Annotated in this window: 22 protein-coding genes; 9 read left to right on the forward strand and 13 right to left on the reverse strand. The window is 59.8% G+C overall.

Annotated features, from left to right (window positions below):
* Window positions 1–40 precede the first annotated feature (40 nt).
* The 3 genes from KFS80_RS17740 to KFS80_RS17750 form a co-directional block, all read right to left on the reverse strand.
* Window positions 41–505: an inhibitor of vertebrate lysozyme family protein gene (locus tag KFS80_RS17740; RefSeq protein WP_053125383.1), complete on the reverse strand. Its 465-nt coding sequence runs from the start codon at window positions 503–505 to the stop codon at window positions 41–43.
* Window positions 506–507: 2 nt separating this feature from the next.
* Window positions 508–672: a DUF1328 domain-containing protein gene (locus KFS80_RS17745; RefSeq protein ID WP_003177151.1), complete on the reverse strand. Its 165-nt coding sequence runs from the start codon at window positions 670–672 to the stop codon at window positions 508–510.
* Between the two features lie 78 nt (window positions 673–750).
* Window positions 751–1,038: a hypothetical protein gene (locus tag KFS80_RS17750; RefSeq protein WP_053125385.1), complete on the reverse strand. Its 288-nt coding sequence runs from the start codon at window positions 1,036–1,038 to the stop codon at window positions 751–753.
* 430 nt (window positions 1,039–1,468) lie between these two features.
* On the opposite strand from KFS80_RS17750, the gene algB reads away from it, so the two are divergent.
* Window positions 1,469–2,815, forward strand: a complete 1,347-nt coding sequence (gene algB, locus KFS80_RS17755; RefSeq protein ID WP_053125387.1) for a sigma-54-dependent response regulator transcription factor AlgB — start codon at window positions 1,469–1,471, stop codon at window positions 2,813–2,815.
* 10 nt (window positions 2,816–2,825) lie between these two features.
* Entirely contained in the window at window positions 2,826–4,616 is a 1,791-nt protein-coding gene (locus KFS80_RS17760; protein WP_212545454.1) for a KinB sensor domain-containing domain, read from the forward strand.
* On the opposite strand, the gene KFS80_RS17765 is transcribed toward KFS80_RS17760, so the two are convergent.
* The 7 genes from KFS80_RS17765 to KFS80_RS17795 all read right to left on the reverse strand — a co-directional run bounded on the left by KFS80_RS17765 (window position 4,613) and on the right by KFS80_RS17795 (window position 11,953).
* A complete protein-coding gene (locus KFS80_RS17765; protein ID WP_212545455.1) occupies window positions 4,613–6,226 on the reverse strand; it encodes an EAL domain-containing protein in 1,614 nt (537 codons plus the stop codon). The genes KFS80_RS17760 and KFS80_RS17765 overlap by 4 nt on opposite strands.
* Before the next feature lie 75 nt (window positions 6,227–6,301).
* Window positions 6,302–7,084, reverse strand: coding sequence for an N-acetylmuramoyl-L-alanine amidase (locus tag KFS80_RS17770; protein WP_212545456.1), 783 nt, complete (start codon window positions 7,082–7,084; stop codon window positions 6,302–6,304).
* A 101-nt stretch (window positions 7,085–7,185) separates the two neighbouring features.
* Window positions 7,186–9,210 (reverse strand): GGDEF domain-containing protein, encoded by a 2,025-nt coding sequence (locus tag KFS80_RS17775; protein ID WP_212545457.1) that lies wholly within the window; start codon window positions 9,208–9,210, stop codon window positions 7,186–7,188.
* The gene (locus tag KFS80_RS17780) at window positions 9,207–10,085 is read right to left on the reverse strand and encodes an endonuclease/exonuclease/phosphatase family protein (RefSeq protein WP_159813387.1); all 879 of its coding nucleotides are present in this window, start codon (window positions 10,083–10,085) and stop codon (window positions 9,207–9,209) included. The genes KFS80_RS17775 and KFS80_RS17780 overlap by 4 nt, the downstream gene beginning before the upstream one ends.
* 14 nt (window positions 10,086–10,099) lie before the next feature.
* On the reverse strand, window positions 10,100–10,741 hold the full coding sequence (dsbA, locus tag KFS80_RS17785) for a thiol:disulfide interchange protein DsbA (protein ID WP_159813385.1): 642 nt from the start codon (window positions 10,739–10,741) through the stop codon (window positions 10,100–10,102).
* 266 nt (window positions 10,742–11,007) lie between these two features.
* The gene (locus KFS80_RS17790) at window positions 11,008–11,619 is read right to left on the reverse strand and encodes a c-type cytochrome (RefSeq protein ID WP_008081240.1); all 612 of its coding nucleotides are present in this window, start codon (window positions 11,617–11,619) and stop codon (window positions 11,008–11,010) included.
* A gap of 43 nt (window positions 11,620–11,662) precedes the next feature.
* Window positions 11,663–11,953 carry a c-type cytochrome gene (locus KFS80_RS17795; RefSeq protein WP_053125398.1) on the reverse strand — a complete coding sequence of 97 codons (291 nt, stop codon included), beginning with the start codon at window positions 11,951–11,953 and terminating at the stop codon, window positions 11,663–11,665.
* A gap of 191 nt (window positions 11,954–12,144) precedes the next feature.
* Here KFS80_RS17795 and yihA point away from each other — a divergent pair, with 191 nt between their 5' ends.
* Window positions 12,145–12,789 carry a ribosome biogenesis GTP-binding protein YihA/YsxC gene (gene yihA, locus KFS80_RS17800; RefSeq protein WP_122604724.1) on the forward strand — a complete coding sequence of 215 codons (645 nt, stop codon included), beginning with the start codon at window positions 12,145–12,147 and terminating at the stop codon, window positions 12,787–12,789.
* Between the two features lie 408 nt (window positions 12,790–13,197).
* Here the strand turns inward: yihA and polA are convergent, their stop codons facing one another.
* Complete coding sequence (gene polA / locus KFS80_RS17805) at window positions 13,198–16,002, reverse strand: DNA polymerase I (protein ID WP_159813383.1); 2,805 nt, start codon at window positions 16,000–16,002, stop codon at window positions 13,198–13,200.
* A gap of 74 nt (window positions 16,003–16,076) precedes the next feature.
* Between polA and KFS80_RS17810 the strand changes: the two genes are divergently transcribed.
* The gene (locus KFS80_RS17810) at window positions 16,077–16,367 is read left to right on the forward strand and encodes a DUF2782 domain-containing protein (protein WP_159813381.1); all 291 of its coding nucleotides are present in this window, start codon (window positions 16,077–16,079) and stop codon (window positions 16,365–16,367) included.
* A 54-nt stretch (window positions 16,368–16,421) separates the two neighbouring features.
* Entirely contained in the window at window positions 16,422–17,375 is a 954-nt protein-coding gene (locus KFS80_RS17815; RefSeq protein WP_212545458.1) for a homoserine kinase, read from the forward strand.
* 101 nt (window positions 17,376–17,476) lie between these two features.
* Here the strand turns inward: KFS80_RS17815 and znuA are convergent, their stop codons facing one another.
* The gene (gene znuA, locus KFS80_RS17820) at window positions 17,477–18,397 is read right to left on the reverse strand and encodes a zinc ABC transporter substrate-binding protein ZnuA (protein WP_212545459.1); all 921 of its coding nucleotides are present in this window, start codon (window positions 18,395–18,397) and stop codon (window positions 17,477–17,479) included.
* Between the two features lie 66 nt (window positions 18,398–18,463).
* Between znuA and KFS80_RS17825 the strand changes: the two genes are divergently transcribed.
* From KFS80_RS17825 to KFS80_RS17840, 4 genes are read left to right on the forward strand one after another with little or no spacing between them, the layout of a single operon-like run.
* Window positions 18,464–18,946: a Fur family transcriptional regulator gene (locus KFS80_RS17825; RefSeq protein ID WP_053125415.1), complete on the forward strand. Its 483-nt coding sequence runs from the start codon at window positions 18,464–18,466 to the stop codon at window positions 18,944–18,946.
* The gene (znuC, locus tag KFS80_RS17830; protein WP_053125416.1) at window positions 18,946–19,731 is read left to right on the forward strand and encodes a zinc ABC transporter ATP-binding protein ZnuC; all 786 of its coding nucleotides are present in this window, start codon (window positions 18,946–18,948) and stop codon (window positions 19,729–19,731) included. The genes KFS80_RS17825 and znuC overlap by 1 nt, the downstream gene beginning before the upstream one ends.
* On the forward strand, window positions 19,724–20,512 hold the full coding sequence (gene znuB / locus KFS80_RS17835) for a zinc ABC transporter permease subunit ZnuB (protein ID WP_159813375.1): 789 nt from the start codon (window positions 19,724–19,726) through the stop codon (window positions 20,510–20,512). Before znuC ends, znuB begins: the two co-directional genes overlap by 8 nt.
* Window positions 20,513–20,549: 37 nt before the next feature.
* Window positions 20,550–21,263 carry a PA5502 family lipoprotein gene (locus KFS80_RS17840; RefSeq protein ID WP_212545460.1) on the forward strand — a complete coding sequence of 238 codons (714 nt, stop codon included), beginning with the start codon at window positions 20,550–20,552 and terminating at the stop codon, window positions 21,261–21,263.
* A 105-nt stretch (window positions 21,264–21,368) separates the two neighbouring features.
* Here KFS80_RS17840 and katE read toward each other — a convergent pair whose 3' ends face one another.
* Window positions 21,369–23,510 carry a catalase HPII gene (gene katE / locus KFS80_RS17845; protein ID WP_212545487.1) on the reverse strand — a complete coding sequence of 714 codons (2,142 nt, stop codon included), beginning with the start codon at window positions 23,508–23,510 and terminating at the stop codon, window positions 21,369–21,371.
* Window positions 23,511–23,623: the final 113 nt, after the last annotated feature.

The raw sequence follows: 23,623 nt of genomic DNA on the forward strand, positions 1-23,623 counted from the left end.
CTCGGTGCAAAGGAAGGCAGCAGGGCTGCTGCCTTCATGTTCAATACCAGTTCGGATCTTTCTTCAGGGTTTCCATCAGCAGATCCTGCATGCCTTGATCGGGTTTGCCGAGGAAGCGGTAAGTGGCATGTCGCGTGGGCGACTTGTCGGCCGGCAGTCCTTCAGGCACATCGACGAGCATGGCGTATGCATCTTTCTTGTCGAAACTGAACGCGACGATCAAGCGGTGGTTCAGGCACTTGTCCTGCGATTCGCAGAGCGGCCCGACCAGGTACTTGTCGCCATCTTCGGTGACGGCATTCATCTGTTGGTCAGGTGTACCGGAGAGGTTCATCACCCATTCCGGCAGGCGCTCTTCCTTCTTCACCACGCCTTCCCACGTTTCCCGATACTGCGGGTCGGAACTGAGCAGTTCGTTGACCCGCGTCTGGCCGTCGTTGGCCGCCATCGCCATGGCACTACCGCCCAGAAGCAGGGCGGCTGCCAATGCTTTTAAAGCATTCATCGTTAACCTCGGCCGCGGCGGCCAAAGAAGAAGGAAGCGATGAACATCACCAGGAACACGACAAAGAGAATCTTGGCGATACCCGTGGCGGTGCCCGCGATACCACCGAAGCCCAGTACTGCAGCGATGATGGCAATGATCAAGAATGTAATTGCCCAGCTCAACATGGTGATTCTCCTTACTTCTCTATTTAGGGGTGTGGCGTGTTCCGGCGCTGCGCGCCCGAATTTGTAAAATCAGATCGATCAGAAAACCCAGCGTTCTTCGCGTGGCAGCTGATCCAGTGGCTCTGCCTGGTCGACCGACATCATGCGCATCGGCGCGCTGTCTTCCTGGGCGCTGCTGACAGCGCTGAAATGGCTCTGTGTCGCGTGCTGCATCGAGATCAGCGGTGCCTCTGGCTGCTGGGCGTTTTCCCAGCGCAGGTATTGCTGGCAAGCGATCAGGGTGATCAGCAGCGCAAGTACGCCAAACAGACCTTGCTGGATATGCAGTGGCGAGATACGCACTTGGGCGGCACGTTGGCGAGTCATCCTGGGTTCCTCACTCTCTTATTCGGTTAGGGCAGATCTGATCTGCCCGGGCTGATAGAGATATTGCAGACTGCATGCCAGTTTTTTAGTTGATTAAAAAACCAATAAAAACAATAGGTTACGATCGATCTGAAAATCTTTCGCGACGCATCCTGCACGATGGCTCTTCCACGGTCGTGCAAACCGCACGATTATTTCGTAGGAGAATTCATTCTTATGGAATTGAGTGGAGGTCTTGGATGTCAGAAAAGGACGCAGGGAATCCCCTGCAAATCGCTGTTTGTTTAAAAAATCAACAAAATCAACGTATTGGCCCTGAAGGCTGGAGAGAGCTACCCTCCTATGGCTCGCATCGTTCAGAATCAACCATGCAACTTGCCCGATTTTTCCGGGACTAACCCAAGACCAATCTTTATGGAGCGTAGGAAAAATGGAATCTGCCACTGAGCAACAAGGCCGCATTCTGCTGGTGGATGATGAATCCGCCATCCTGCGAACCTTCCGTTATTGCCTCGAAGACGAAGGCTATACGGTGGCCACGGCCAACAGCGCCGCTCAGGCCGACGCACTGCTGCAACGCCAGGTCTTCGACCTGTGTTTCCTCGATTTGCGTCTGGGTGAAGACAACGGTCTCGATGTACTCGCGCAAATGCGCATTCAGGCGCCGTGGATGCGCGTGGTGATCGTCACCGCGCATTCTGCTGTTGATACCGCTGTAGATGCGATCCAGGCCGGCGCCGCCGACTATCTGGTCAAACCGTGCAGCCCTGATCAGTTGCGTCTGGCCACCGCCAAACAACTGGAAGTGCGCCAACTGTCGGCGCGCCTCGAAGCCCTCGAAGGCGAGATCCGCAAGCCGAAGGACGGGCTCGATTCCCACAGCCCGGCGATGAAAGTCGTACTGGAAACTGCACGGCAAGTCGCGGGCACTGACGCCAACATTCTTATCCTCGGCGAGTCCGGCACCGGTAAAGGTGAACTGGCCCGCGCCATTCACGGCTGGAGCAAACGCGAGAAGAAATCCTGCGTCACCATCAACTGCCCGTCGCTGACCGCGGAATTGATGGAAAGCGAGCTGTTCGGTCACAGTCGCGGTGCGTTTACCGGCGCCAGTGAAAGCACGCTGGGTCGCGTCAATCAAGCTGACGGCGGCACGCTGTTTCTCGACGAGATCGGCGATTTTCCCCTGACGTTGCAACCCAAGTTGCTGCGCTTTATTCAAGACAAGGAATACGAGCGGGTAGGGGATCCGGTCACCCGTCGCGCCGATGTACGAATTCTCGCGGCGACCAACCTCAATCTGGAAGACATGGTGCGCGACGGTCGCTTCCGTGAAGACCTGCTCTATCGCCTCAACGTCATTACCCTGCACTTGCCGCCGCTGCGTGAGCGCGCCGAGGACATCCTGACCCTGGCCGATCGCTTTCTGGCGCGCTTCGTTAAAGAGTACGCGCGTCCTGCACGCGGTTTCAGCGACGAGGCTCGTGAAGCACTGCTGGGTTATCGCTGGCCGGGCAACATTCGTGAGCTGCGCAACGTGGTCGAGCGGGCGAGCATCATTTGCCCGCAGGAGCGCGTGGAAATCAGCCACCTCGGCATGGCCGAGCAGCCAGCCAACAACGCACCACGGGTTGGCGCCGCGCTGAGCCTGGATGAGTTGGAAAAAGCCCACATCGGTGCGGTTCTCGCCACCGCCGGCACCTTGGATCAAGCAGCGAAAACCCTCGGCATCGACGCCTCGACCCTGTATCGCAAGCGCAAGCAGTACAACCTGTGAGTGCCGGGCGATGAAACTGGCGATGAAGTTGCGCACACGGTTGTTCCTGAGCATTTCCGCCTTGATCACCGTGGCGTTGCTCGGGCTTCTGCTCGGGCTGGTCAGCGTGATGCAGATGGCCGGCTCGCAGGAAGCGCTGTTGCGCAACAACTTCGTCACCCTTGATCTGGGCCTGAAGATGCGGCAAACGCTGGGTGATCAACTGATCCTCATGTTGGCCGAAAAGCCGGATGACGCCGCGTTCGAAGCGTCCAAACAGCATTACTTCGAGCTGCTCGATGAAGGCATCGCCCAGGAACGCGGTGATGATGATCGCCAGTACGGCTTCAGCCAGGCCAAAGCGGACTACATAAGTTTTCTGCAGGCGTTTGACCTGTCCCGTGACCCGGCGACCGCGTTGAGCAGCAATGCCAACTTCAGGGAACGCTTCAATGCGCTGCGCAACGGTTTGATCACCGAGCACAAGCATGCGCTGGACAACATTAATGCCGTGCAACACGCCGCCCGCGAACGGGCGTTGCTGGTTGCCGGCCTGCTGGGGCTGGTCGGGCTGGCGGTGTTGATCATCGGTTTCGTCACCGCTCACGGCATCGCAAGACGCTTCGGTGCGCCAATCGAAGTGCTGGCGAAAGCCGCCGACAACATCGGGCAGGGCAACTTTGAAGTGACCCTGCCGATCTCCTCGGCGATGGAAGTGAACCTGTTGTCCCGGCGTTTCGGGCTGATGGCCGAAGCACTGCGCGAACATCAAGCGACCAACGTCGACGAGTTGCTCGCCGGTCAGCAACGGTTACAGGCCGTGCTCGACAGCATCGACGATGGCTTGTTGATGATCGACCGTCAGGGCCATCTGGAACACCTCAACCCAGTGGCGCAGCGCCAATTGGGCTGGGAGGACGATCGTCTCGGCCAAGGCCTCGGCACCGCGCTCGGAAGGCCTGAGCTGGACGCTCAGCTGCAACTGGTATTGCGCGGCGGCACGTTGGAGCGCGCACCGGAAGATTTGAGCATCGAGGTCGACGGCGAATCGCGTCTGCTGACGTACAGCCTGACACCGGTCAGCCACACCCAAGGGCATATCCTCGGCGCGGTGATGGTGCTGCACGACGTCACCGAGCAGCGTGCGTTCGAGCGGGTGCGCAGTGAGTTCGTCTTGCGTGCTTCCCACGAATTGCGCACGCCGGTCACTGGCATGCACATGGCGTTCGGACTGTTCCGCGAACGGGCGAAATTTCCGCCGGAGTCGCGCGAGGCTGATTTGCTCGACACCGTGAACGAAGAAATGCAGCGCCTGATGCAGTTGATCAACGACTTGCTCAACTTTTCGCGCTACCAGAACGGTTTGCAGAAACTCACGCTGGCACCGTGCTCCATCGAAGATTTGCTCGAGCAGGCGCAGCTGCGGTTCGCCGATTCAGCGGCGGCGAAGGGCATCGCCCTCAATATCGAGTTGCAAGGCCCGTTGCCGCGTTTGCAAGCCGATCAGGCGCAACTCGATCGCGTGCTCGACAACCTGATCGACAACGCCTTGCGCCATACCGCCCGCGACGGCCAGATCCGTTTGCAGGCCCGTCGGCATGGCGAGCGGGTGATCATCAGCGTCGAAGACAACGGCGAAGGGATTGCCTACGGCCAGCAGGGGCGGATCTTCGAACCGTTCGTGCAGGTCGGGCGCAAGAAGGGCGGCGCCGGGCTTGGTCTGGCGCTGTGCAAGGAAATCGTGCAGTTGCATGGCGGGCGCATGGGCGTGTATTCACGGCCGGGGCAGGGCACGCAGTTCTACATGGCGTTGGCAGTCTAGGCTTCGTCGTCCATGCGACGGCCAGCGAGTCGTCGGCCTCGGGTGATCAGTTCGATAAACTGAACCGCGCTCAAGGCATGGGCGAACAGCCAGCCCTGACCAAATTTCACCCCTTCGCTGCTGAGCAACTCGGCTTGCGATTCCAGCTCGATGCCTTCGGCAATCACCTTCAGATCCAGCGCCTGCGCCATGTGAATGATGTGCGGGGCAACGCCGCTGCTGGCGGCGTCATGGCCGAGTGCGTCGATAAAGGCTTTGTCGATTTTCAGGCAGTCCACCGGCAGGGTTTGCAGGTAGGCGAGGCTGCAATAGCCGGTGCCGAAATCGTCGATCAGCACTTGGTGGCCGACATCGCGAAGGGCTTGCAGGTTTTCCCGCGCCACCACCACATCGATCAATCCACGTTCAGTCACTTCGAAGGCAATCTGCCGCGCGGCCACCCGGTGCAGGGTCAGCAGGCGCGCCATGACCTGGCCGATGCGCGGCACCATCACGTCGCACGCTGCGAGGTTCACCGAGATATACAGCTGTGGGTTGGCGCGCAGGAGCTGACCGAGTTGCTCCAGCAAACGCTGGAGGACGAAGTCGGTCATCTGCCTGATCTGTCCGGTGTTCTCCGCCATCGGGATAAACAGGTCAGGGCTGGTCAGCGTGCCGTCCGGGCGCCGCCAACGCAGCAAGGCTTCAGCGCCGACGCAGTTGCGACTGTCGAGGTCGAAGATCGGTTGATAGAGCACCTGCAACTCGCCACGGCGAATCGCGCCGTGCAGCTCGGCGTCTATCGACTGACGCTGGCGCACCAGCAAAAACACCAGGAACCCGGCCAGTGCGCCGAGCAAGAGGCAGGCTGGCACCATCCACCACCAGACGGCGGGAATGTGCATGCCGCTGCGCGGCGAGATCAGCACCAATTGATATTCCGGATTATCCGTGGGCATGCGGTAGACAAGGCGGGTTTGCGTGACTTGCAGTGCTTCGCGGTTTTTCGGTGGCCAGTGCTCGGTTGGCGGCCAGGCCTGCTCTGTGCCGAGTACCGGAATTGCCCGTGTGCCGTGATCGAGCACCACCAGCAGGCTGCTGCCGGGCGACAGGTCGACCATGTCGGTCAAATGTCCCCGCGAAGTGGCCACGCGAAAATTGCCGCGACCCAGCATCAGTGCGGCGCGGTTTTCATCGGGTTCGGTGGTGGTGTTCAGCCAATAGCTGTAGGTCGGGCCTTTGATGTCGGGCTGGCGAGCAACCGTCAAACCTTCCTGACGCGGACGGTTGGAACAGGTTCGGGTGCCATCGCTGTAGGCGGCTTCATAGACGAAGCGATAGTTGAAGGTGACTTGCTGCAGGGTGGCAATCATGTCGCCGTCACAACTGCGCAACGGCTGTGCTTCGAGGTCGTCGAGACTCTCACGCAACTGGCCGAACAATTGTTCGAGGCGGGCGAGGAAACGTTCGCCTTGCGCATTCATTTCCCGGCTTTCGCTTTGCTCGACCTGATGCATCGCAAAGAACATACCGCCGGCGATCAGCAGGCTGGCACTGAGGACAGCCGCGATCGTCGCCAAAAACCAAGGGCGATAAAACCAGCTTCGCAGCGTCTCTCGGGTAGCAACCATATGGAATATCCGAAGAATTACCAATGAGTTATAGCTGCTGATTGCGATTTCGCCCTGACCGTCGGGCGGGCGTCATTATTTTGTCTGATTAAGTACCAGCAACAACGCCGCCGTTTGCGCATCCGGGGTGCCATCGAAGCGCGAAGGGCGATAGTGCATCTGGAACGCGGCGAGGACGTGACGGGTGGCGACGTCGAGTTCGCCGGTCTGCGGTGTGTCGTAACCAAGGTGCGCGAGTTGCCCCTGGAACCAGCTGATGCTCGGCAGTTCGCCGCTGTTGAACAACGCCTGCTGGCGCGCCACCGCTTGTTCGTTCGGCCACAGGCCGAGGCCTTCGGCCGCCAGACGCTTCCACGGGAACAACGGGCCCGGATCGAGTTTGCGCAACGGCGCGATGTCGCTGTGGCCGATGATGTGGCGCGGGCTGATGCCGTTGCGTTTGCTGATGTCTTTGAGCAGGGCGATCAGCCCTTGGATCTGCGCTTCGCTGTACGGATACCAGAGGCGGCCGGTTGGCGTGTCTTTGAAGCCTGGGTTAACGATTTCGATGCCGATCGAGCTGGAGTTGAGCCAGGTGCGGCCCTGCCATTGGCTTTCCCCGGCGTGCCAGGCGCGCTGGTTTTCATCCATCAGCTTGTAGACGGTCGCGTTCTTGTCATCGCTGATCAGGTAATGGCTGCTGACTTCGCCGTGGGTCAGCAATTGCAGCGAACGCTCCAGCGAAGCGGAGGTGTAATGGACGATCACGAACTGAATGCGGCTGTCGTAATTGGCCGAAGGGTGGCTGGTGTCGTAACGCGGGGCGCTGGCACAACCGGCCAGAACGAGCAGCGACGCGAGGAGGGCAAAAAATTTCATGGCTGAGGGCAATACACGCAAGACAGTAATGCAACAGTGTAACGTACTGCCTTGCGTCTCGACGGTCAGCGGGCGGATTTAAACAAAATGGAACAAATTGCTCAGCCGAGCTCGACCCGATTGCGTCCTGCATTTTTTGCCCGGTACAGCGCCTGATCGGCTCTTTTCAGCACCAGATCGCTGTGTTCTCCGGCCTTGAATGATGCCAGCCCCATGGAAATGGTGATGGTCACGCGTTCCCCCTTGAAGTGGAACGGGCAGGCCTCGATCGCTGCGCGCAGCGTTTCCAACAGTTTCGCGCCGAGCGCTGGCGGCGTGGCCGGCAACAACAGCACGAACTCTTCTCCGCCAAAACGCGCAATGAAATCGGAACCGCGCAGGCGTTTGCGCAACACGGTGGCGATGATCTTCAGCACTTTGTCGCCGGCCAAGTGGCCGTAGTTATCGTTGATGCGCTTGAAGTGATCGAGATCGAGCATCGCCAGGCTCAGGGTGTTGCCGTGCTGCTGCCACTGCTTGATTTCATGCTCAAGGCGTTCGCTCCACGCGGCGCGGTTGGGCAGACCGGTGAGCGGGTCGATCAGGGCTTTCTGGCGTTGTTCTTCAAGGTGTTCGCGGAAGCCTTGGGCTTCCTGCTCCATGTGCGCCACGCGCTCGGACAGGCCTTTGAGCCGCGTCGCCACTTCCTGCTCGCGGGCGTCGCGCTGCTTCTGGTGCTGATCCATGGTGCCGAGCAGGCCTTCCAGATGATTCTCCAGCACTTGCTTGAGGTCATCCAGATCCGCCGCCTCCTGCACGCTGGTCTGCAAACCGTCGACCTGCTCACGGATTTGCGTGTCCATCGCCCGCGCCGCCGAGCTGTTATCGGCATGGCCGTCACTGGCGGCTTGCAGATTGCTCTGGAACGCTTCGAGGCGTTCGTTGAGTTGTTGCAGATAGGCTTCGAATTCGTGCTGGCCGCTGTCGGTGATCGCCAGCATCAACGTCGCCAGATCGTCGAGGATCGGGATCAGTTCGTACCAGTTCAGACCGTGCTTGAGCCGCTCGCGCATCGCCTCGGCTTGCGGACGATGGCGTTCGGGCAGGGTCAGGTCGTCGAGCAGACCGATCAGGGTGTCTTCGATGTGTTTGGCCACGGAGCTGTAGGACGGCTCCGGGGTGTCCGGCAGGGAAAAGAGAATATCTTGCTCAGGCTGTTCCGGGTCGATCGCGGCCAGTGCCTGGGCGATGGGTTCGGGCAGCGGCAGGCTGTCGAGGATCAGCGGAGACGGATCGCTGTGGTGGATCAGTTCGTCGGGGTTGAAGGCGACGTGGGGGGCAGGGGCGGCAATGACCTGCGATTCCGGCTCGACGGCGATGACTTCTGCTGGAGCGCTGACGGCTTCGCTGGCGACGGTTGGCGGTACGAAGGCGAAGACTTCCGGTTCTGCCTGAATCGCCGTAGCGGGTGTTTCAGTAATCGCAACGCAAGGGGCTTCCTGGAGCGGAGGCGCAGCTTTTACCGGTTCAATGACTTCGGCAGGCGCTACAGGCTCGGGTGCAGCAACCGGTTGAGCAGCTTGAACCGGCGCGGGCGCTTCTGGTGCCGGCGCTTCATCGCTGTCACGACCGCCAAACAGACGCTGCAACAATCCTGGTCGCTCAGGTTCGGCAGGCGCGTCCAACTGACTCAACGCTTTACCCTGCAAACCACTGAGCTCACTCAGCAGCAGCGGCATTTCCCGCGCTGAACCGACGCGGCCATCCAGTTGCTTGGCGAATTTTTTCAGCGGTTGCGCGACTTCGCGAGGCAGCGGCAAGGCTTGCAGTTGCGTCACCAGCGCTGTCAGTGCGGTGCTGACCTGATCGATACGGGTTTCGCGGCGTTGCTCGGAGTCGAGCACGGCTTTTTCCAGACGCGGCAGCAGGGCGGCGAGGCCGGCGTCCATGTCGTCGGTGCGCACCACGTCGCGCATCTCTTTCATGCACTGATCAACGACTTTGTCGGTGCCTTCGGCGGCCAATGTGCTGCGCACCAGCCCGCGACGCAGCAGGTCGAGCCTGGCGGCCCAGCGGCGTTCGAGTTTGTCCTGTTGTTCGATGCTTTTGAGGTATTTCTCTTTCCAGCGCTGGGCTTCGTCGCTCATTCAGGGGTTCCGCGAGGGTCAGGACTCAACGCGGGCAATGCATCAGCCGTGAGCGAACCCGGCAGACGAATCTCTACCGCGACCGGCAGGTGATCGGAAATGGGATGCGCCAGCACTTCGACCTTTTCCAGGGTCAGGGTCGGGCTGAGCAAAATATGATCAAGGCAACGCTGAGGACGCCAGCTGGGGAATGTCGCTTCCACCTGCGGGGCCAGCAGGCCGAGATCGCGTAACGGAGAGTGTTGTAGCAGATCGCTGGCGTGGGTGTTCATGTCGCCCATCAACACCTGGTGTTTGTAGCCACCGATCAGTTCACGAATATAGGCCAGTTGCAGGCTGCGGGTTCGCGCGCCAAGGGCCAGATGCATCATCACCACCACCAGCGCTTCCGGGCCTTCGCCGAAACGCAGCAGAATCGCGCCACGACCTTTCGGGCCGGGCAGCGGGTGATCTTCAATCGCCGACGGTTTCAGACGGCTGAGCACGCCGTTGCTGTGCTGGGCCAGTCGGCCGAGATTGCGATTGAGTTGTTGATACCAGTAGGGGAAGGCGCCGAGCTGGGCCAGGTGTTCGACCTGATTGACGTAGCCCGAACGCAGGCTGCCGCCATCGGCTTCCTGCAAGGCGACCAGATCGAAGTCGCCGAGCAGGTCGCCGATCTTTTGCAGATTGCCTGAGCGACCGTTGTGCGGCAGCAGGTGCTGCCAGCTACGGGTCAGGTAATGCCGATAGCGCTCGGTGCTGATGCCCACCTGGATATTGAAACTGAGCAGGCGCAGACGTTGGTCTGCGGGCAGGCCCGTGGACTCCAGGTGATGCTCGTTGACCTGCGGATCATGCAGGCCAACGATGCGTTCAGACTTCCAGCGGCGCATGGCGGGGGCGGCGCTTAGTTGGCTGCAGCCTTGGTTGCCGCTCGCTCTTTGGCGACCAGTTGGTCTGCCAGTTGCAGCGCTTGTTCGGCACCACCGGCAGAGCCGATGTCAAAGCGGTACTTGCCGTTGACGATCATGGTTGGAACGCCAGTGATTTCATACTTCTTGGCCAGTTCGCGAGCTTTTACGATCTGACCTTTGATGGCGAACGAGTCGAAAGTGGCGAGGAACTTGTCCTTGTCCACGCCTTGGGTGGCGAGGAAGTCAGCCATCTCGTTCTTGTCGGTCAGCTTTTTGTGTTGTTTCTGGATGGCTTCGAAAACCGCCGCGTGAACCTTGTGCTCGACACCCATCGCTTCCAGGGTCAGGAACATTTGGCCGTGAGCGTCCCACGGGCCGCCGAACATCGCCGGGATACGCACGAAGTTGACGTCGGACGGCAGTTTTTCAACCCACGGGTTGATCACTGGCTCAAAGGCGTAGCAGTGCGGGCAGCCGTACCAGAACAGCTCGACCACTTCGATCTTGCCAGGCTCTGCAACCGGTACCGGGTTGGCCAGCTCCACGTAAGGGGCGGCTGGGGCTTCGGCGGCTTGGGCGGTGACGCCGAACAGGCTGGCAGCGACGAGAGCGGCGCTGATGATCAGATTACGCATGCTTTACTCCTGGACAATTTTGGTCGCCTCGCGCGACCTGTTTTCAGACAGATCCTGGCGGGCATGAGTTCTGTAGTGTAACGGCAGCGGCCACAAAAAAGGGCGGCCAAAGCCACCCTTTTTATACTTGCTGCGGCGGATTAATCGAGCGTTAACATTGCAGGAGATATCAACTCCAGCATTGGATCACGCACCCCCCCTGTAGGAGCTGCCGAAGGCTGCGATCTTTTGATCTTCACCCTCGCTCAACGCCCGCCACAACGCGCTTAGTGCAGACCCTGAATGTAGCTGGAGACCGCTGCGATATCTTCGTCGCTCAAGCGCTTGGCGATGGTCTGCATGGTCATGGTGTCGCCGTCGTTGGTACGGCCGCCTTCTTCCTTACGGAAATCGGTCAGCTGCTTGGCGATGTATTGAGCGTGTTGGCCACCCAGGTGCGGGAAGCCGGCTGCGGCGTTGCCGGCGCCATTCGGCGAGTGGCAACCGGTGCAGGCTGGCAGGCCTTTGGCGAGGTTGCCGCCACGGAACAGCGCTTCACCGCGAGCGACGATCTTCGGATCGGCAGCGCCGACGCTGCCTTTCTGGCTGGCGAAGTAGGCGGCGATGTCGGCCAGATCCTGATCGCTCAGGTTGGTCAGCAGCCCGGTCATTTCCAGAACGGTGCGCTTGCCCGACTTGATGTCGTGCAGTTGCTTGGTCAGGTAGCGTTCACCTTGACCGGCCAGTTTTGGAAAGTTTGGCGCCATGCTGTTGCCGTCCGGGCCATGGCAGGCTCCGCAAACGGCGGCTTTTGCCTGGCCCGCTGCGGCATCACCGGCAGCATGGGCGAAGCCTGAGATTCCCACGGTCAACAGCAGACTCACGATCAATTTGTTCATCAGCTAATCCAACTACGGCTAAGGGTTAAGTTATGGACCGGGTTTACTCGCTCATCCAAAGGATGATGGCTTGGTAATCCTCGGCACTGCAGTCCATGCACAAACCACGCGGCGGCATCGCCTTGAAACCCTGGGTCACGTGTTGCACCAGCGTCTCCATACCTTTCGCCAACCTCGGCGTCCAAGCTTCCTGATCGCCTCTTTTGGGCGCCATGGGTAGTTGGCCGGAATGACAGGCACCACAAACACGGTTGTACACAGCTTCCGGATCCTGTGTAGCCTGTGCGCTGTAAAGCGGCATCAAGACTCCGGCAGCCAGCAGCCATTTCGTCATAAAACGACCTTTTCAGGGTTGAGAGCGTTCTGCGTTCTAATGCGCAATCAAAGTCTGTCGCTCTCGTGAACTTCATCCTTCGCTGGGACAAAGCACACACAAAATCTGCGGCATTATATACTGGCGTCACTGAAACGGAAGCGACACCGCGTTCCGCGCCCAATCCCGGCGCCGCCCACATCGGAAATCCCATGCAACTCAAGAATCCCATCCTCGGCCTGTGCCAACAGTCCACGTTCATGCTCAGTGCCGCCAAAGTCGATCAATGCCCTGACGACGAAGGCTTCGAAGTCGCGTTTGCCGGCCGTTCCAACGCCGGCAAATCCAGCGCACTGAACACATTGACTCACGCCAGCCTGGCGCGCACCTCGAAAACGCCGGGTCGCACACAGCTGTTGAACTTCTTCAAGCTAGACGAAGATCGCCGTCTGGTCGACCTGCCGGGCTACGGTTATGCAAAAGTACCGATCCCGCTGAAGATGCACTGGCAGCGTCACCTTGAGGCTTACCTCGGTGGCCGCGAGAGTTTGAAGGGTTTGATTTTGATGATGGACATCCGTCATCCAATGACCGACTTCGACCTGCTCATGCTCGACTGGGCCGTTGCGGCCGGCATGCCGATGCACATCCTGTTGACCAAGGCCGACAAACTGACCTACGGCGCAGCCAAAAACACCCTGCTCAAAGTGCAGTCGGAAATTCGCAAAGGCTGGGGCGATCAAGTCACCATTCAACTGTTCTCCGCACCAAAACGCATGGGCCTGGAAGAGGCCTACACTGTATTGGCCGGCTGGATGGAACTGGCAGACAAAGGCGCCGAGGCGGCAGCCGAGTAAGTCGGGATATGGAAATTTGTTTGTAGTGTGTTCAGGCAAGGCGAAAGGGCAGTGAAAAGCGGAGTTTAGGGAATCTAAATGAGCATTTGAGCTGCGCTTTCAACGCAGCATGAACGCGCTACAGACAAATTTTGGGCAAAAAAAGCCCCGGACTTCATTGGGGAGGGAGAATTCCGGGGTTTAAGTTCCGAACCGCTAGGGCGGGGTTCAGATATCTGCCAACACTTAACACAACATAGGAGCATTGAAGGGCTTCACCAGCCATTCAGTAACTCTGAGTAGTGTCCTTCCAGATTAGTTCAGATTTTTTTCAAAAAGCTTTGGAATAATCTCAAGCGCTTTTCGAAATAAGCAGGTTTTACCGGGCTTGCCGCGACAACAGGTCGCGGCAAACCGTGTTCAAACGGCTCAGTGAGCCTCATCCCAATTGTTGCCTACACCGACTTCGACCAGTAGCGGTACATCCAGTTTCGCCGCTTCGCTCATGTGCACGCGGATTTCGGCGCTGACCTGCTCGACCAGATCCTCGCGAACCTCCAGCACCAATTCATCGTGTACCTGCAGGATGACGCGAGCGTCCAGCCCGGACGTCGCCAGCCATTCATCAACAGCCACCATGGCTTTCTTGATGATATCGGCAGCCGTACCCTGCATCGGCGCGTTGATCGCCGTGCGTTCGGCGGCAGCGCGTTCCTGCGGCTTGTTCGAGTTGATCTCCGGCAAATACAGACGACGGCCAAAGAACGTCTCGACATAACCCTGATCCGCTGCCTGCGCGCGGGTGCGATCCATGTACTCGCGAACCCCCGGATAGCGGGCGAAGTAGGTGTCGATGTAAGCCTTGGCAGTCTTGGTGTCGACGCCGATGTCTTTGCCGAGCTTCTGCGCGCCCATGCCGTAGATCAGGCCGAAGTTGATCGCCTTGGCGCCACGGCGCTGATCGGAGCTGACTTCGTGCAGTTCGACCTTGAACACTTCGGCAGCGGTCGCGGTGTGCACGTCGAGATTGTTGCGGAAGGCGTTCATCAGGCCTTCGTCCTTGGACAGGTGCGCCATGATCCGCAGTTCGATCTGCGAATAGTCCGCTGCCAGCAGTTTGTAGCCTTTTGGCGCGACGAACGCCTGACGAATGCGTCGACCTTCAGCGGTGCGCACCGGAATGTTCTGCAGGTTAGGATCGCTGGAGGACAAGCGACCGGTCGACGCTACCGCCTGATGATACGAAGTGTGGATACGCCCGGTGCGCGGGTTGATCTGCTCCGGCAGGCGATCGGTGTAAGTGCTTTTCAGCTTGCTCATCGAGCGGTGCTCCATCAGCACCTTCGGCAAGCGGTGATCATCTTCAGCGAGTTTCGCCAACACTTCTTCAGCGGTGGACGGCTGGCCCTTGGCGGTCTTCTTCAGCACTGGCAAACCAAGCTTCTCGTAGAGAATCACGCCCAGTTGCTTCGGCGAGCCGAGGTTGAATTCTTCCCCGGCGATCTCGAACGCTTCGCGCTCCAGCGCGACCATTTTGTTGCCCAACTCGATGCTCTGGATGCCGAGCAGCTCCGCGTCAACGAACGCGCCCTGGCGTTCGATGCGCGCCAGCACCGGCACCAACGGGATTTCGATGTCGGTCAGCACGCTGGCCAGGCTCGGGATCGCGCTGAGTTTTTCGAACAGAGTCTGGTGCAGACGCAGGGTGATGTCGGCGTCTTCGGCGGCGTACGGGCCGGCCTGTTCCAGCGCGATCTGGTCGAAAGTCAGCTGCTTGGCGCCTTTGCCGGCGATGTCCTGGAAACTCACAGTGGTGTGATCCAGGTACTTCTGCGCGAGGCTGTCCATGTCGTGGCGGGTGGCGGTGGAGTTGAGCACGTAGGACTCAAGCATCGTGTCGAAGGCGATGCCACGCACGGTGATGCCTTGGCTCTGATCACCACCGATGGCGCAGTTGGCGAGGATGTTCATGTCGAACTTGGCGTGCTGGCCGACCTTGAGCTTGCTCGGGTCTTCCAGAATTGGTTTGAGGGCGCGCAATACGGTGTCGCGATCCAGCTGTTCTGGCACGCCGATGTAGGAGTGGGTCAGCGGAATGTACGCGGCCTCGTTGGCCTGCACGGCGAACGACAGGCCGACCAATTGCGCCTGCTGCGCATCGATGCCGGTGGTTTCGGTGTCGAAGGCGAACAGCTTGGCGTTGTTGAGTTTTTCCAGCCAGACGTCGAAACGTGCCTGATCGAGGATGGTTTCGTACGCCGCTTCGGTCGGAGCAGCAGGAGTTTCGATATCTGGCGCGCTGAACAGATCGCCAGCCGGCGCAGGCTCGCTGGCCGCGCTCAATTCCAGCCGTTTGGCGTCGCGATCCAGATCATTGATCCAGCTTTTGAATTCCAGCAGCGAGTACAGCTCGTAGAGCTTGGCCGGGTCTTCCGCGCCCATCTGCAAATCGTCGAGTTCGACGTCCAGCGGCACGTCGATCTTGATCGTCGCCAGTTGATAGGAGAGGAATGCCATCTCCTTGTGCTCTTCGAGCTTGGCCGGCAGGGTTTTCGCGCCGCGAATCGGCAGGGTCGGGACGATGTCGAGATTGGCGTACAACTCGGTGAGGCCACCGTTGACGCCGACCAGCAAGCCGGAAGCGGTCTTCGGGCCGATGCCCGGAACGCCTGGAATGTTGTCGGACGAATCGCCCATCAGCGCCAGATAATCGATGATCTGCTCCGGTGCGACGCCGAATTTCTCCTTCACGCCTTCCACGTCCATCGAGCTACCGGACATGGTGTTGACCAAGGTAATGTGGCCATCGACCAGTTGCGCCATGTCCTTGTCGCCGGTGGAGATGATCACCGGACGATCCGCCGCCGCGCTGCTGCGGGCGAGGGTGCCGATCACGTCATCAGCCTCGACGCCTTCCACGCACAACAGCGGGAAACCTAGGGCGATCACGCTCTGGTGCAACGGCTCGATCTGCACGCGCATGTCGTCGGGCATGCTTGGGCGATTGGCTTTGTATTCGGCGTACATCTCATCGCGAAATGTCCCACCCTTGGCGTCGAACACCACGGCGAACGGGCTGTCCGGGTACTGCTTGCGCAGACTCTTGAGCATGTTCAGCACGCCTTTGACCGCACCGGTCGGCAGGCCTTTGGAAGTGGTCAGTGGTGGCAGCGCGTGAAAGGCGCGGTACAGGTAAGACGAACCGTCCACCAGGACGAGGGGGGCTTGGCTCATGAGCAGGATCAACCTTTTCGGCGGGTCCGGCGCTAGAATAGCGGGACCGTTGACGACAAAGGGACAAGGTTATCATGCGTACGTTAAATCGCTTGCTGCTGGTCGGTCTGATTGCTGCCTCACCGTTGGCCGCGATGGCGGCGGATGATGCACCGACAGGGGAGCCGGAAGTTACCATCCGCACGGAAGGCGACAAGACCATTCAGGAGTACCGCCAGAACGGTTTCCTCTATGCGATCAAAGTGACCCAGAAAGGCTTTCCGCCATACTTTCTGGTGCGTGCCGACGGGACGGATGCCAACTTCATCCGCTCGGATCAGCCGGATATGCTGATTCCGTCATGGAAGATTTTCGAATGGAAGTAAGTTTTTAATTCACCCGGCGCCGCAATTGGCGGCGCCCGTACTGGCAGTTAAAACATGTCTGTGTTCACGCCCCTGGCTCGGCCCGAGCTGGAAACCTTTCTCGCCCCTTACGGGCTAGGCCGTCTGCTTGATTTCCAGGGGATCGCCGCCGGCAGCGAAAACACCAATTTCTTTATCAGCCTGGAGCAGGGCGAATTTGTCCTGACCCTGGTCGAGCGCGGCCCGGTGCAGGAGATGCCGTTCTTCATCGACCTGCTCGACGTGCTCCACGAAGCCGATCTGCCGGTGCCGTACGCATTGCGCACCACTGACGGCGTGGCGTTGCGCGAGCTGAAAGGCAAACCGGCGCTGCTGCAACCGCGTCTGTCCGGCAAACACATCAAAGTGGCCAATGCCCAGCATTGCGTGCAGGTCGGCGAATTGCAGGCGCATCTGCACCTGGCGACGCAGGGCGAGCGCATGATCAAGCGCAAGACTGATCGTGGCCTCGACTGGATGCTGGAGGAGGGCAATGAATTTCTCTCGCACCTGAGCGATGAGCCACGGGCCTTGCTGCAAAAGGCGCTGGATGAAATCAGCGAGCGCAAAGAGAAGATTCTCGCGTTGCCTCGGGCGAACATTCATGCGGATTTGTTTCGCGATAACGCGATGTTCGAAGGCACGCACCTGACCGGGCTGATCGACTTCTACAACGCCTGCTCGGGGCCGATGCTGTACGACGTGGCGATTGCCTTGAACGACTGGTGCTCGGACGAAGAAGGTTTGATCGATGGCCCGCGTGCCCGCGCATTCCTTGGCGCTTATGCGGCGCTACGGCCGTTCACGGCGGCAGAGGCTGAGTTGTGGCCAATGATGCTGCGCGTGGCGTGTGTGCGGTTCTGGCTGTCGCGGTTGATCGCGGCGGAGCAGTTTGCCGGGCAGGACGTGTTGATTCACGATCCAAAAGAGTTTGAGCAGAAATTGGCGCAGCGGCAGCAGGTGCACACACCGTTGCCTTTCGCCCTTTAAAAGCTTCGCGAGCAAGCCCGCTCCCACATTGGTTCTGTGTCGTTCACAAATCCAATGTGGGAGCGGGCTTGCTCGCGAATGGGTCGACGCCGATGCCGGGTTTACAGAGATTCCAGGCACCCGGCCAAATCATTCCCCAACTTTTCCAACACCTGCTCATAGCCCTGAGCCGTCGCCGGGGTGTACCCGCCCAACGCATCCAGCTCAGCCAGTTTCACTGGCAGGCCAGCGACCAATGTCTCCGCCAGACGCGGACGCAACGGCGGCTCGCTGAACACACAAGTCTTGCCCACTTCCTGCAAACGCTTGCGCATCGCTGCGACATGCTGCGCGCCCGGCTGCACTTCGGCGGCCACGCTGAACACCCCGGTGTGCTTCAGGCCGTAAGCCTCTTCAAAGTAATCAAACGCCTCGTGAAAGACGAAATACGGCTTGCCTTCTACGCTGGCCAGACGCTGCTTCAAGCGTTGATCCAATGCATCCAGGCGCTCATCAAACGCCTTGGCATTGCTCTGATAGCGCTCGGCATTCGCCGGGTCGGCAGCGCTGAGGTCTGCGGCCATCTTGTCGGCGATCACTCGCGCATTCACCGGCGACAGCCACAAATGCGCATCCAGCGTGCCTGGACGGTGATCGTGATCATGCTCGTCGGCCTCTTCGGCGTGGGAGTGGCTGTCTTCAGCAAAACGCCGCAGCTTCATCCCCGGCAGATCCTGCACGGCGACGCTCGGCAGCGTACGACCGTTCAGCACGCGTGGCAGGAAACCCTCCATGTCCGGGCCGATCCAGTAGAGCAGATCGACCGATTGCACCTTCCGTACGTCGGATGGCCGCAGCGCGTAATTGTGCGGCGAGGCACCCGGCGGCAGCAGCACTTCGGGAATCGCCACACCGTCCTGCACGGCCGCTGCAATCAGCTGCAACGGCTTGATGCTGGTGAGGACTTTGACCTGGGCCTGAGCCGAACCGATCAGCAGAAAACTGGCGACAAAAGCCACAAAAACAGAAAAAAGTCGGGACACGATGACCACTCAAGGAGGCGAGAACGGGTAACATAATAACGTCTCTATCAAAACTCGTCGCCGCCCATGCCTATTACACCGATTGCCAGCCGTCCCCACGACCACTCACATTGCGTGCACAGCGCTTTGTCCGAGGCCGATACCTTGTGCGCCCAGAAAGGCTTGCGCCTGACCGCGTTGCGCCGCCGGGTGCTGGAATTGGTGTGGCAAAGCCACAAGCCGCTGGGCGCCTACGACATTCTCGCCGTGCTCAGCGAGCAGGATGGCCGCCGCGCCGCGCCGCCAACCGTGTACCGTGCGCTGGACTTCCTCCTGGAAAACGGCCTGGTGCACCGCATCTCTTCGCTGAACGCCTTCGTAGGCTGCGTCCATCCGGAGCACGCGCATCAGGGCCAGTTCTTGATTTGCCGTGAATGCCACGCCGCCATCGAACTTGAGCAAAAAGTAATCAGCGACGCGATTATCAACAGCGCCAAAGACGTCGGTTTCATCGTCGAAGCGCAGACTGTCGAAGTCGTCGGCCTGTGCTCCGGTTGCCAGGGGGCTTGATGAGCAATGCGCTGATCCGTCTGGAACAGGTCGCCGTCACGTTTGCCGGGCAGACCGTGCTGGACAACATCGAGCTGAGCGTCGAGCCGGGGCAGATCGTCACCCTGATCGGCCCCAACGGCGCCGGCAAGACCACGCTGGTGCGCGCCGTGCTCGGGCTGTTGAAACCGAACAGCGGCAGCGTCTGGCGCAAGCCGAAACTGCGCGTCGGCTATATGCCGCAAAAACTCCACGTCGATCCGACCTTGCCGCTTTCTGTGCTGCGTTTTCTGCGTCTGGTGCCGGGCGTTGACCGTCCGCGTGCATTGGCCGCGTTGAAAGAAGTTGGCGCCGAACACGTCATTGACAGCCCGGTGCAAAGCGTTTCCGGCGGTGAAATGCAGCGCGTATTGCTGGCGCGGGCATTGCTGCGCGAGCCGGAATTGCTGGTGCTCGACGAGCCGGTGCAAGGCGTCGACGTCGCCGGGCAGGCCGAGCTGTACAGCCTGATCACACGTCTGCGCGATCGCCATGGTTGCGGCGTGTTGATGGTGTCCCACGATTTGCATTTGGTGATGAGCACCACCGACCAGGTGGTCTGCCTCAACCGTCACGTCTGCTGCTCCGGGCATCCCGAGCAGGTCAGCGGCGATCCGGCGTTTGTCGAGCTGTTCGGCAAGAACGCGCAGAGCCTGGCGGTCTATCACCACCATCACGACCACGCTCACGACCTGCACGGTTCGGTGGTCAAAGGGCCGGTGATTGGCCAACCTCACGTTCACGGAGACAACTGCAAGCATGGCTGATTTTCTGTTGTATGCCCTGCTTGCAGGTCTGGCGCTGGCGATCGTTGCAGGTCCGCTGGGTTCGTTCGTGGTCTGGCGACGCATGGCTTATTTCGGCGACACCCTGTCCCACGCTGCGCTGCTCGGTGTGGCGCTGGGCTTTTTGCTGGATGTCAGCCCGACGGTCGCGGTCACCGTAGGCTGTCTGCTGCTGGCGGTGCTTTTGGTGACTTTGCAACAGCGCCAACCGCTGGCGTCTGACACGCTTTTGGGAATTCTCGCACCCAGCACGCTCTCTCTCGGCCTGGTGGTACTAAGCTTCATGCATGAAGTGCGGATCGACCTGATGGCCTATCTGTTCGGCGACCTGCTGGCGATCAGCCCGACTGATCTGGCGTGGATCCTCGGCGGCAGCGCGGCGGTGCTGGTGTTGCTGGTGACATTGTGGCGGCCATTGCTGGCGATCACCGTGCATGAAGAGCTGGCCAAGGTCGAAGGCCTGCCGGTTGCAGGTCTGCGCATGGCGCTGATGTTGTTGATTGCGGTGGTGATCGCGGTGGCGATGAAAATCGTCGGTGTGTTGCTGATTACTTCACTGCTGATCATTCCGGCGGCTGCGGCACAGCGTCACGCTCGTTCGCCGGAGCAGATGGCGGTCGGCGCGAGCCTGCTGGGTATGGTCGCGGTGTGTGGCGGCCTTGCTTTGTCGTGGTTCAAGGACACCCCGGCAGGCCCGTCAATCGTTGTGACGGCGGCCGCACTGTTTCTGCTGAGTTTTGTTCTGCCCCGTCGTGGGGTGTAGACTTGGCCGCTTTTTGCGCAAATAGAGAGTCGCAGGAATGAAGCCGTTCGCCTCCCGTTATCTGCTCCTTGTCGCATTTTCAGTGCTGCTGGGCGCCTGCCAAAGTACCCCACCGGTGGTTGAAGCCCCCGATGCGCGGGCTACGGCCATCGCACAGCTGGAGCAAAGCCTGGCCAGCAGCGAACTGGCCACCGCTGAAGACCAATTGGCCGCTTTGCAGAAAGAAACTCCCAATGATCAATCCCTTGAGCAATACCAGCGGCAATTGGCCGAAGCGTATCTGCGTCGCAGCCAGATTGTGTTGCAGAAGGGTGATGTGAATGCCGCCGCTACGGCGCTGAGCCGTGCCCGCGTGCTGATGCCGAAAGCGCCGGCGCTGACCGGTGGCGTCAACGGCGCCATCACCGAAGCGCGCAAGGCTGAGCTGGAAAAGGCTGAAGCGGCGCTGCTGGCGGCCGAAGCCAAGCCGAAAGCCAAGGTGATCGATCCGACCGCCGAGAGCACCACGGTTGCGCTGAATATCACCGATAGCCACAAACTTCGCCGCCAACTGGATGCGATCGCCGCCGATGTGGTGAATTATGAGTGTGGGGTGACGATTCAGGCACCACGGACGAATGACTATCCGTGGTTGTCGACGTTGCTGATCAAACGGGTCAAGAAGCTCAACCCGGATTTTGATCTGAAGATCGAGAAGCAGATCGTGCGCACCGTGCCGGCGCAAATGGTTTTGAGTCCGCGTAAACCTTAAAAAGCTTCGCGAGCAAGCCCGCTCCCACATTGGTTCCGTGTCGTACACGAATCCAATGTGGGAGCGGGCTTGCTCGCGAAGGCGTCCTTTCAGGCAGCCAACAACTTAAGCCGGAATGGCTTTAGCCTTAGGCTCACGAGCCCAAACCCGATGCTGCCCAATCGCAGCAAAGAACGGCTTGGTCAGCGCCGGTACATCCTTGCCTTGCAACAACCCGGCATCCGCTTCCAGTTTCAGCAAATCCTGCAATTGCTTGGCATCACCCTGCAACGCAATCGCCTTCAAATGCTTGTAAGCCTCCAGCACGTAGTGCAACGCCACGCCGTCACCGCTCAAGGCCTTGACCGACGCCGCGCCGCCCGGCACAAACACCGCATCGAAAATCACCGACGGCATGCCTTCCATCGAAGCATCCACAGGCAACATTTTTCCGTCCGCAGTTTTCACCGGCGCCGAAGTCGGGCCGAGCAATTTCGCGTGCGCACCTTCCGCCGCCAATGCCTTCTTCATCGCATCAATCGCCGCACCATCGACGCCGTTAGCAGCAAGAATCGCCACTTTGCGGGTTTTGATGTTCTCTGGCAGCAGATTCGCCTGGCTCAACGCTGGCGAGTGATCGAACGACACCTTGCGCGCATTCACCGTGCCTTTGGTAGGCGCAGGCAGACCCAGGTTGGCCGCTACACGTTTGGCCAGTTCCAGATCGATGTTGGCCAGAATCTCGTTCACCTCGCGCGCGCGGATGAACTCGCGTTCAACCTTGCCCAGCTCGAAGCTGTAGGCCGCGATGATGTGCTCCTTCTCGTGCGGGCTCATGCTGTTGAAGAACAACGTCGCCTGAGAGAAGTGATCGCTGAACGACTCGCTGCGCTGGCGGATCTTGTTCGCATCGATGCGCTCTGGATAACTTTCAAAACCACCGTCCTGTGCAGCCGGCGGGGTTTCTTTCGGCCAGCCGCCATCAATCGAGTTCGGCTCATAAGAAGCACGACCCTTATCGATCACCGTGCGGTGCTGCGCATCGCGCTGGCCGTTGTGGAACGGCGCGACCGGGCGGTTGATCGGCAGCTCATGAAAGTTCGGCCCACCGAGTCGGCTGATTTGCGTATCGGTGTAGGAAAACAACCGACCTTGCAGCAGCGGATCATTGGAGAAGTCGATGCCCGGCACGATGTGGCCAGGGCAGAACGCAACCTGCTCGGTCTCGGCAAAGAAGTTGTCCGGGTTACGATTCAACGTCATTTTGCCCAGCGGCGTGATCGGCACGATTTCTTCGGGGATCAGCTTGGTCGGGTCGAGGATGTCGAAATCGAAGTCGTGCTCGTTTTCCTCCTCGATGATCTGTACACCGAGTTCCCATTCCGGGTAGTCGCCCATCTCGATCGCTTCCCAGAGGTCGCGACGGTGGTAGTCAGTGTCTTTACCGGCGAGCTTCTGCGCCTCGTCCCACACCAGCGAGCAAGTGCCGGCAGTAGGGCGCCAGTGGAATTTGACGAAGCGCGATTTGCCTTCGGCGTTGATCAGCCGGAAGGTGTGCACGCCGAAGCCTTGCATGCTGCGCAGGCTTTTCGGGATCGCCCGGTCAGACATCGCCCAGATAACCATGTGCGCCGATTCCGGCACCAGCGAGACGAAATCCCAGAAGGTGTCGTGGGCAGAGCCACCGGTAGGGATTTCATTGTGCGGCTCAGGTTTCACCGCGTGGACGAAGTCGGGAAACTTGATCGCGTCCTGAATGAAGAAGACCGGCATGTTATTGCCGACCAAGTCGAAGTTGCCTTCATCGGTGAAGAACTTCACCGCGAAACCGCGCACGTCGCGTACGGTATCGCCGGAGCCACGCGGGCCCTGCACCGTGGAAAAGCGCACAAACACCGGCGTCTTTTTCCCCGGATCCTGTAGGAAACCGGCCTTGGTCAGTGTCGAATGGTTCTCGTAAGCCTGAAAGAAACCATGCGCGCCAGTGCCGCGCGCGTGGACGATGCGCTCCGGGATGCGTTCATGGTCAAAGTGCGTGATTTTTTCACGCATGATGAAGTCTTCAAGCAGCGATGGCCCGCGCGGGCCGGCCTTCAGGGTGTTCTGGTTGTCAGCAATCTTGACGCCCTGATTGGTGCGCAGGGCTTGGCCAGTGGCGTCGGAGCGGAACTTCTCCAGGCTGTCGAGTTTGGCGTTGGTGTTGGCTCGATCCGGGGCATCGGTTCCGGCCATCTGGCTTTTGTCGGACGTAGGCTTCTTGCTCATCAGTCGTAAACTCCTCGGTTGACCCCGTGTTTGCCGGGGACTCTTGAGTGGTTCCCGGGCACGGCACCCAGGGTTTTCAAGTCGCTTACTTAGTGACTGATGGGGCGCTCGGAGCG

The sequence above is a fragment of the Pseudomonas rustica genome (genome assembly GCF_018336155.1).
GTDB classification, from domain to species: Bacteria; Pseudomonadota; Gammaproteobacteria; order Pseudomonadales; family Pseudomonadaceae; genus Aquipseudomonas; species Aquipseudomonas rustica.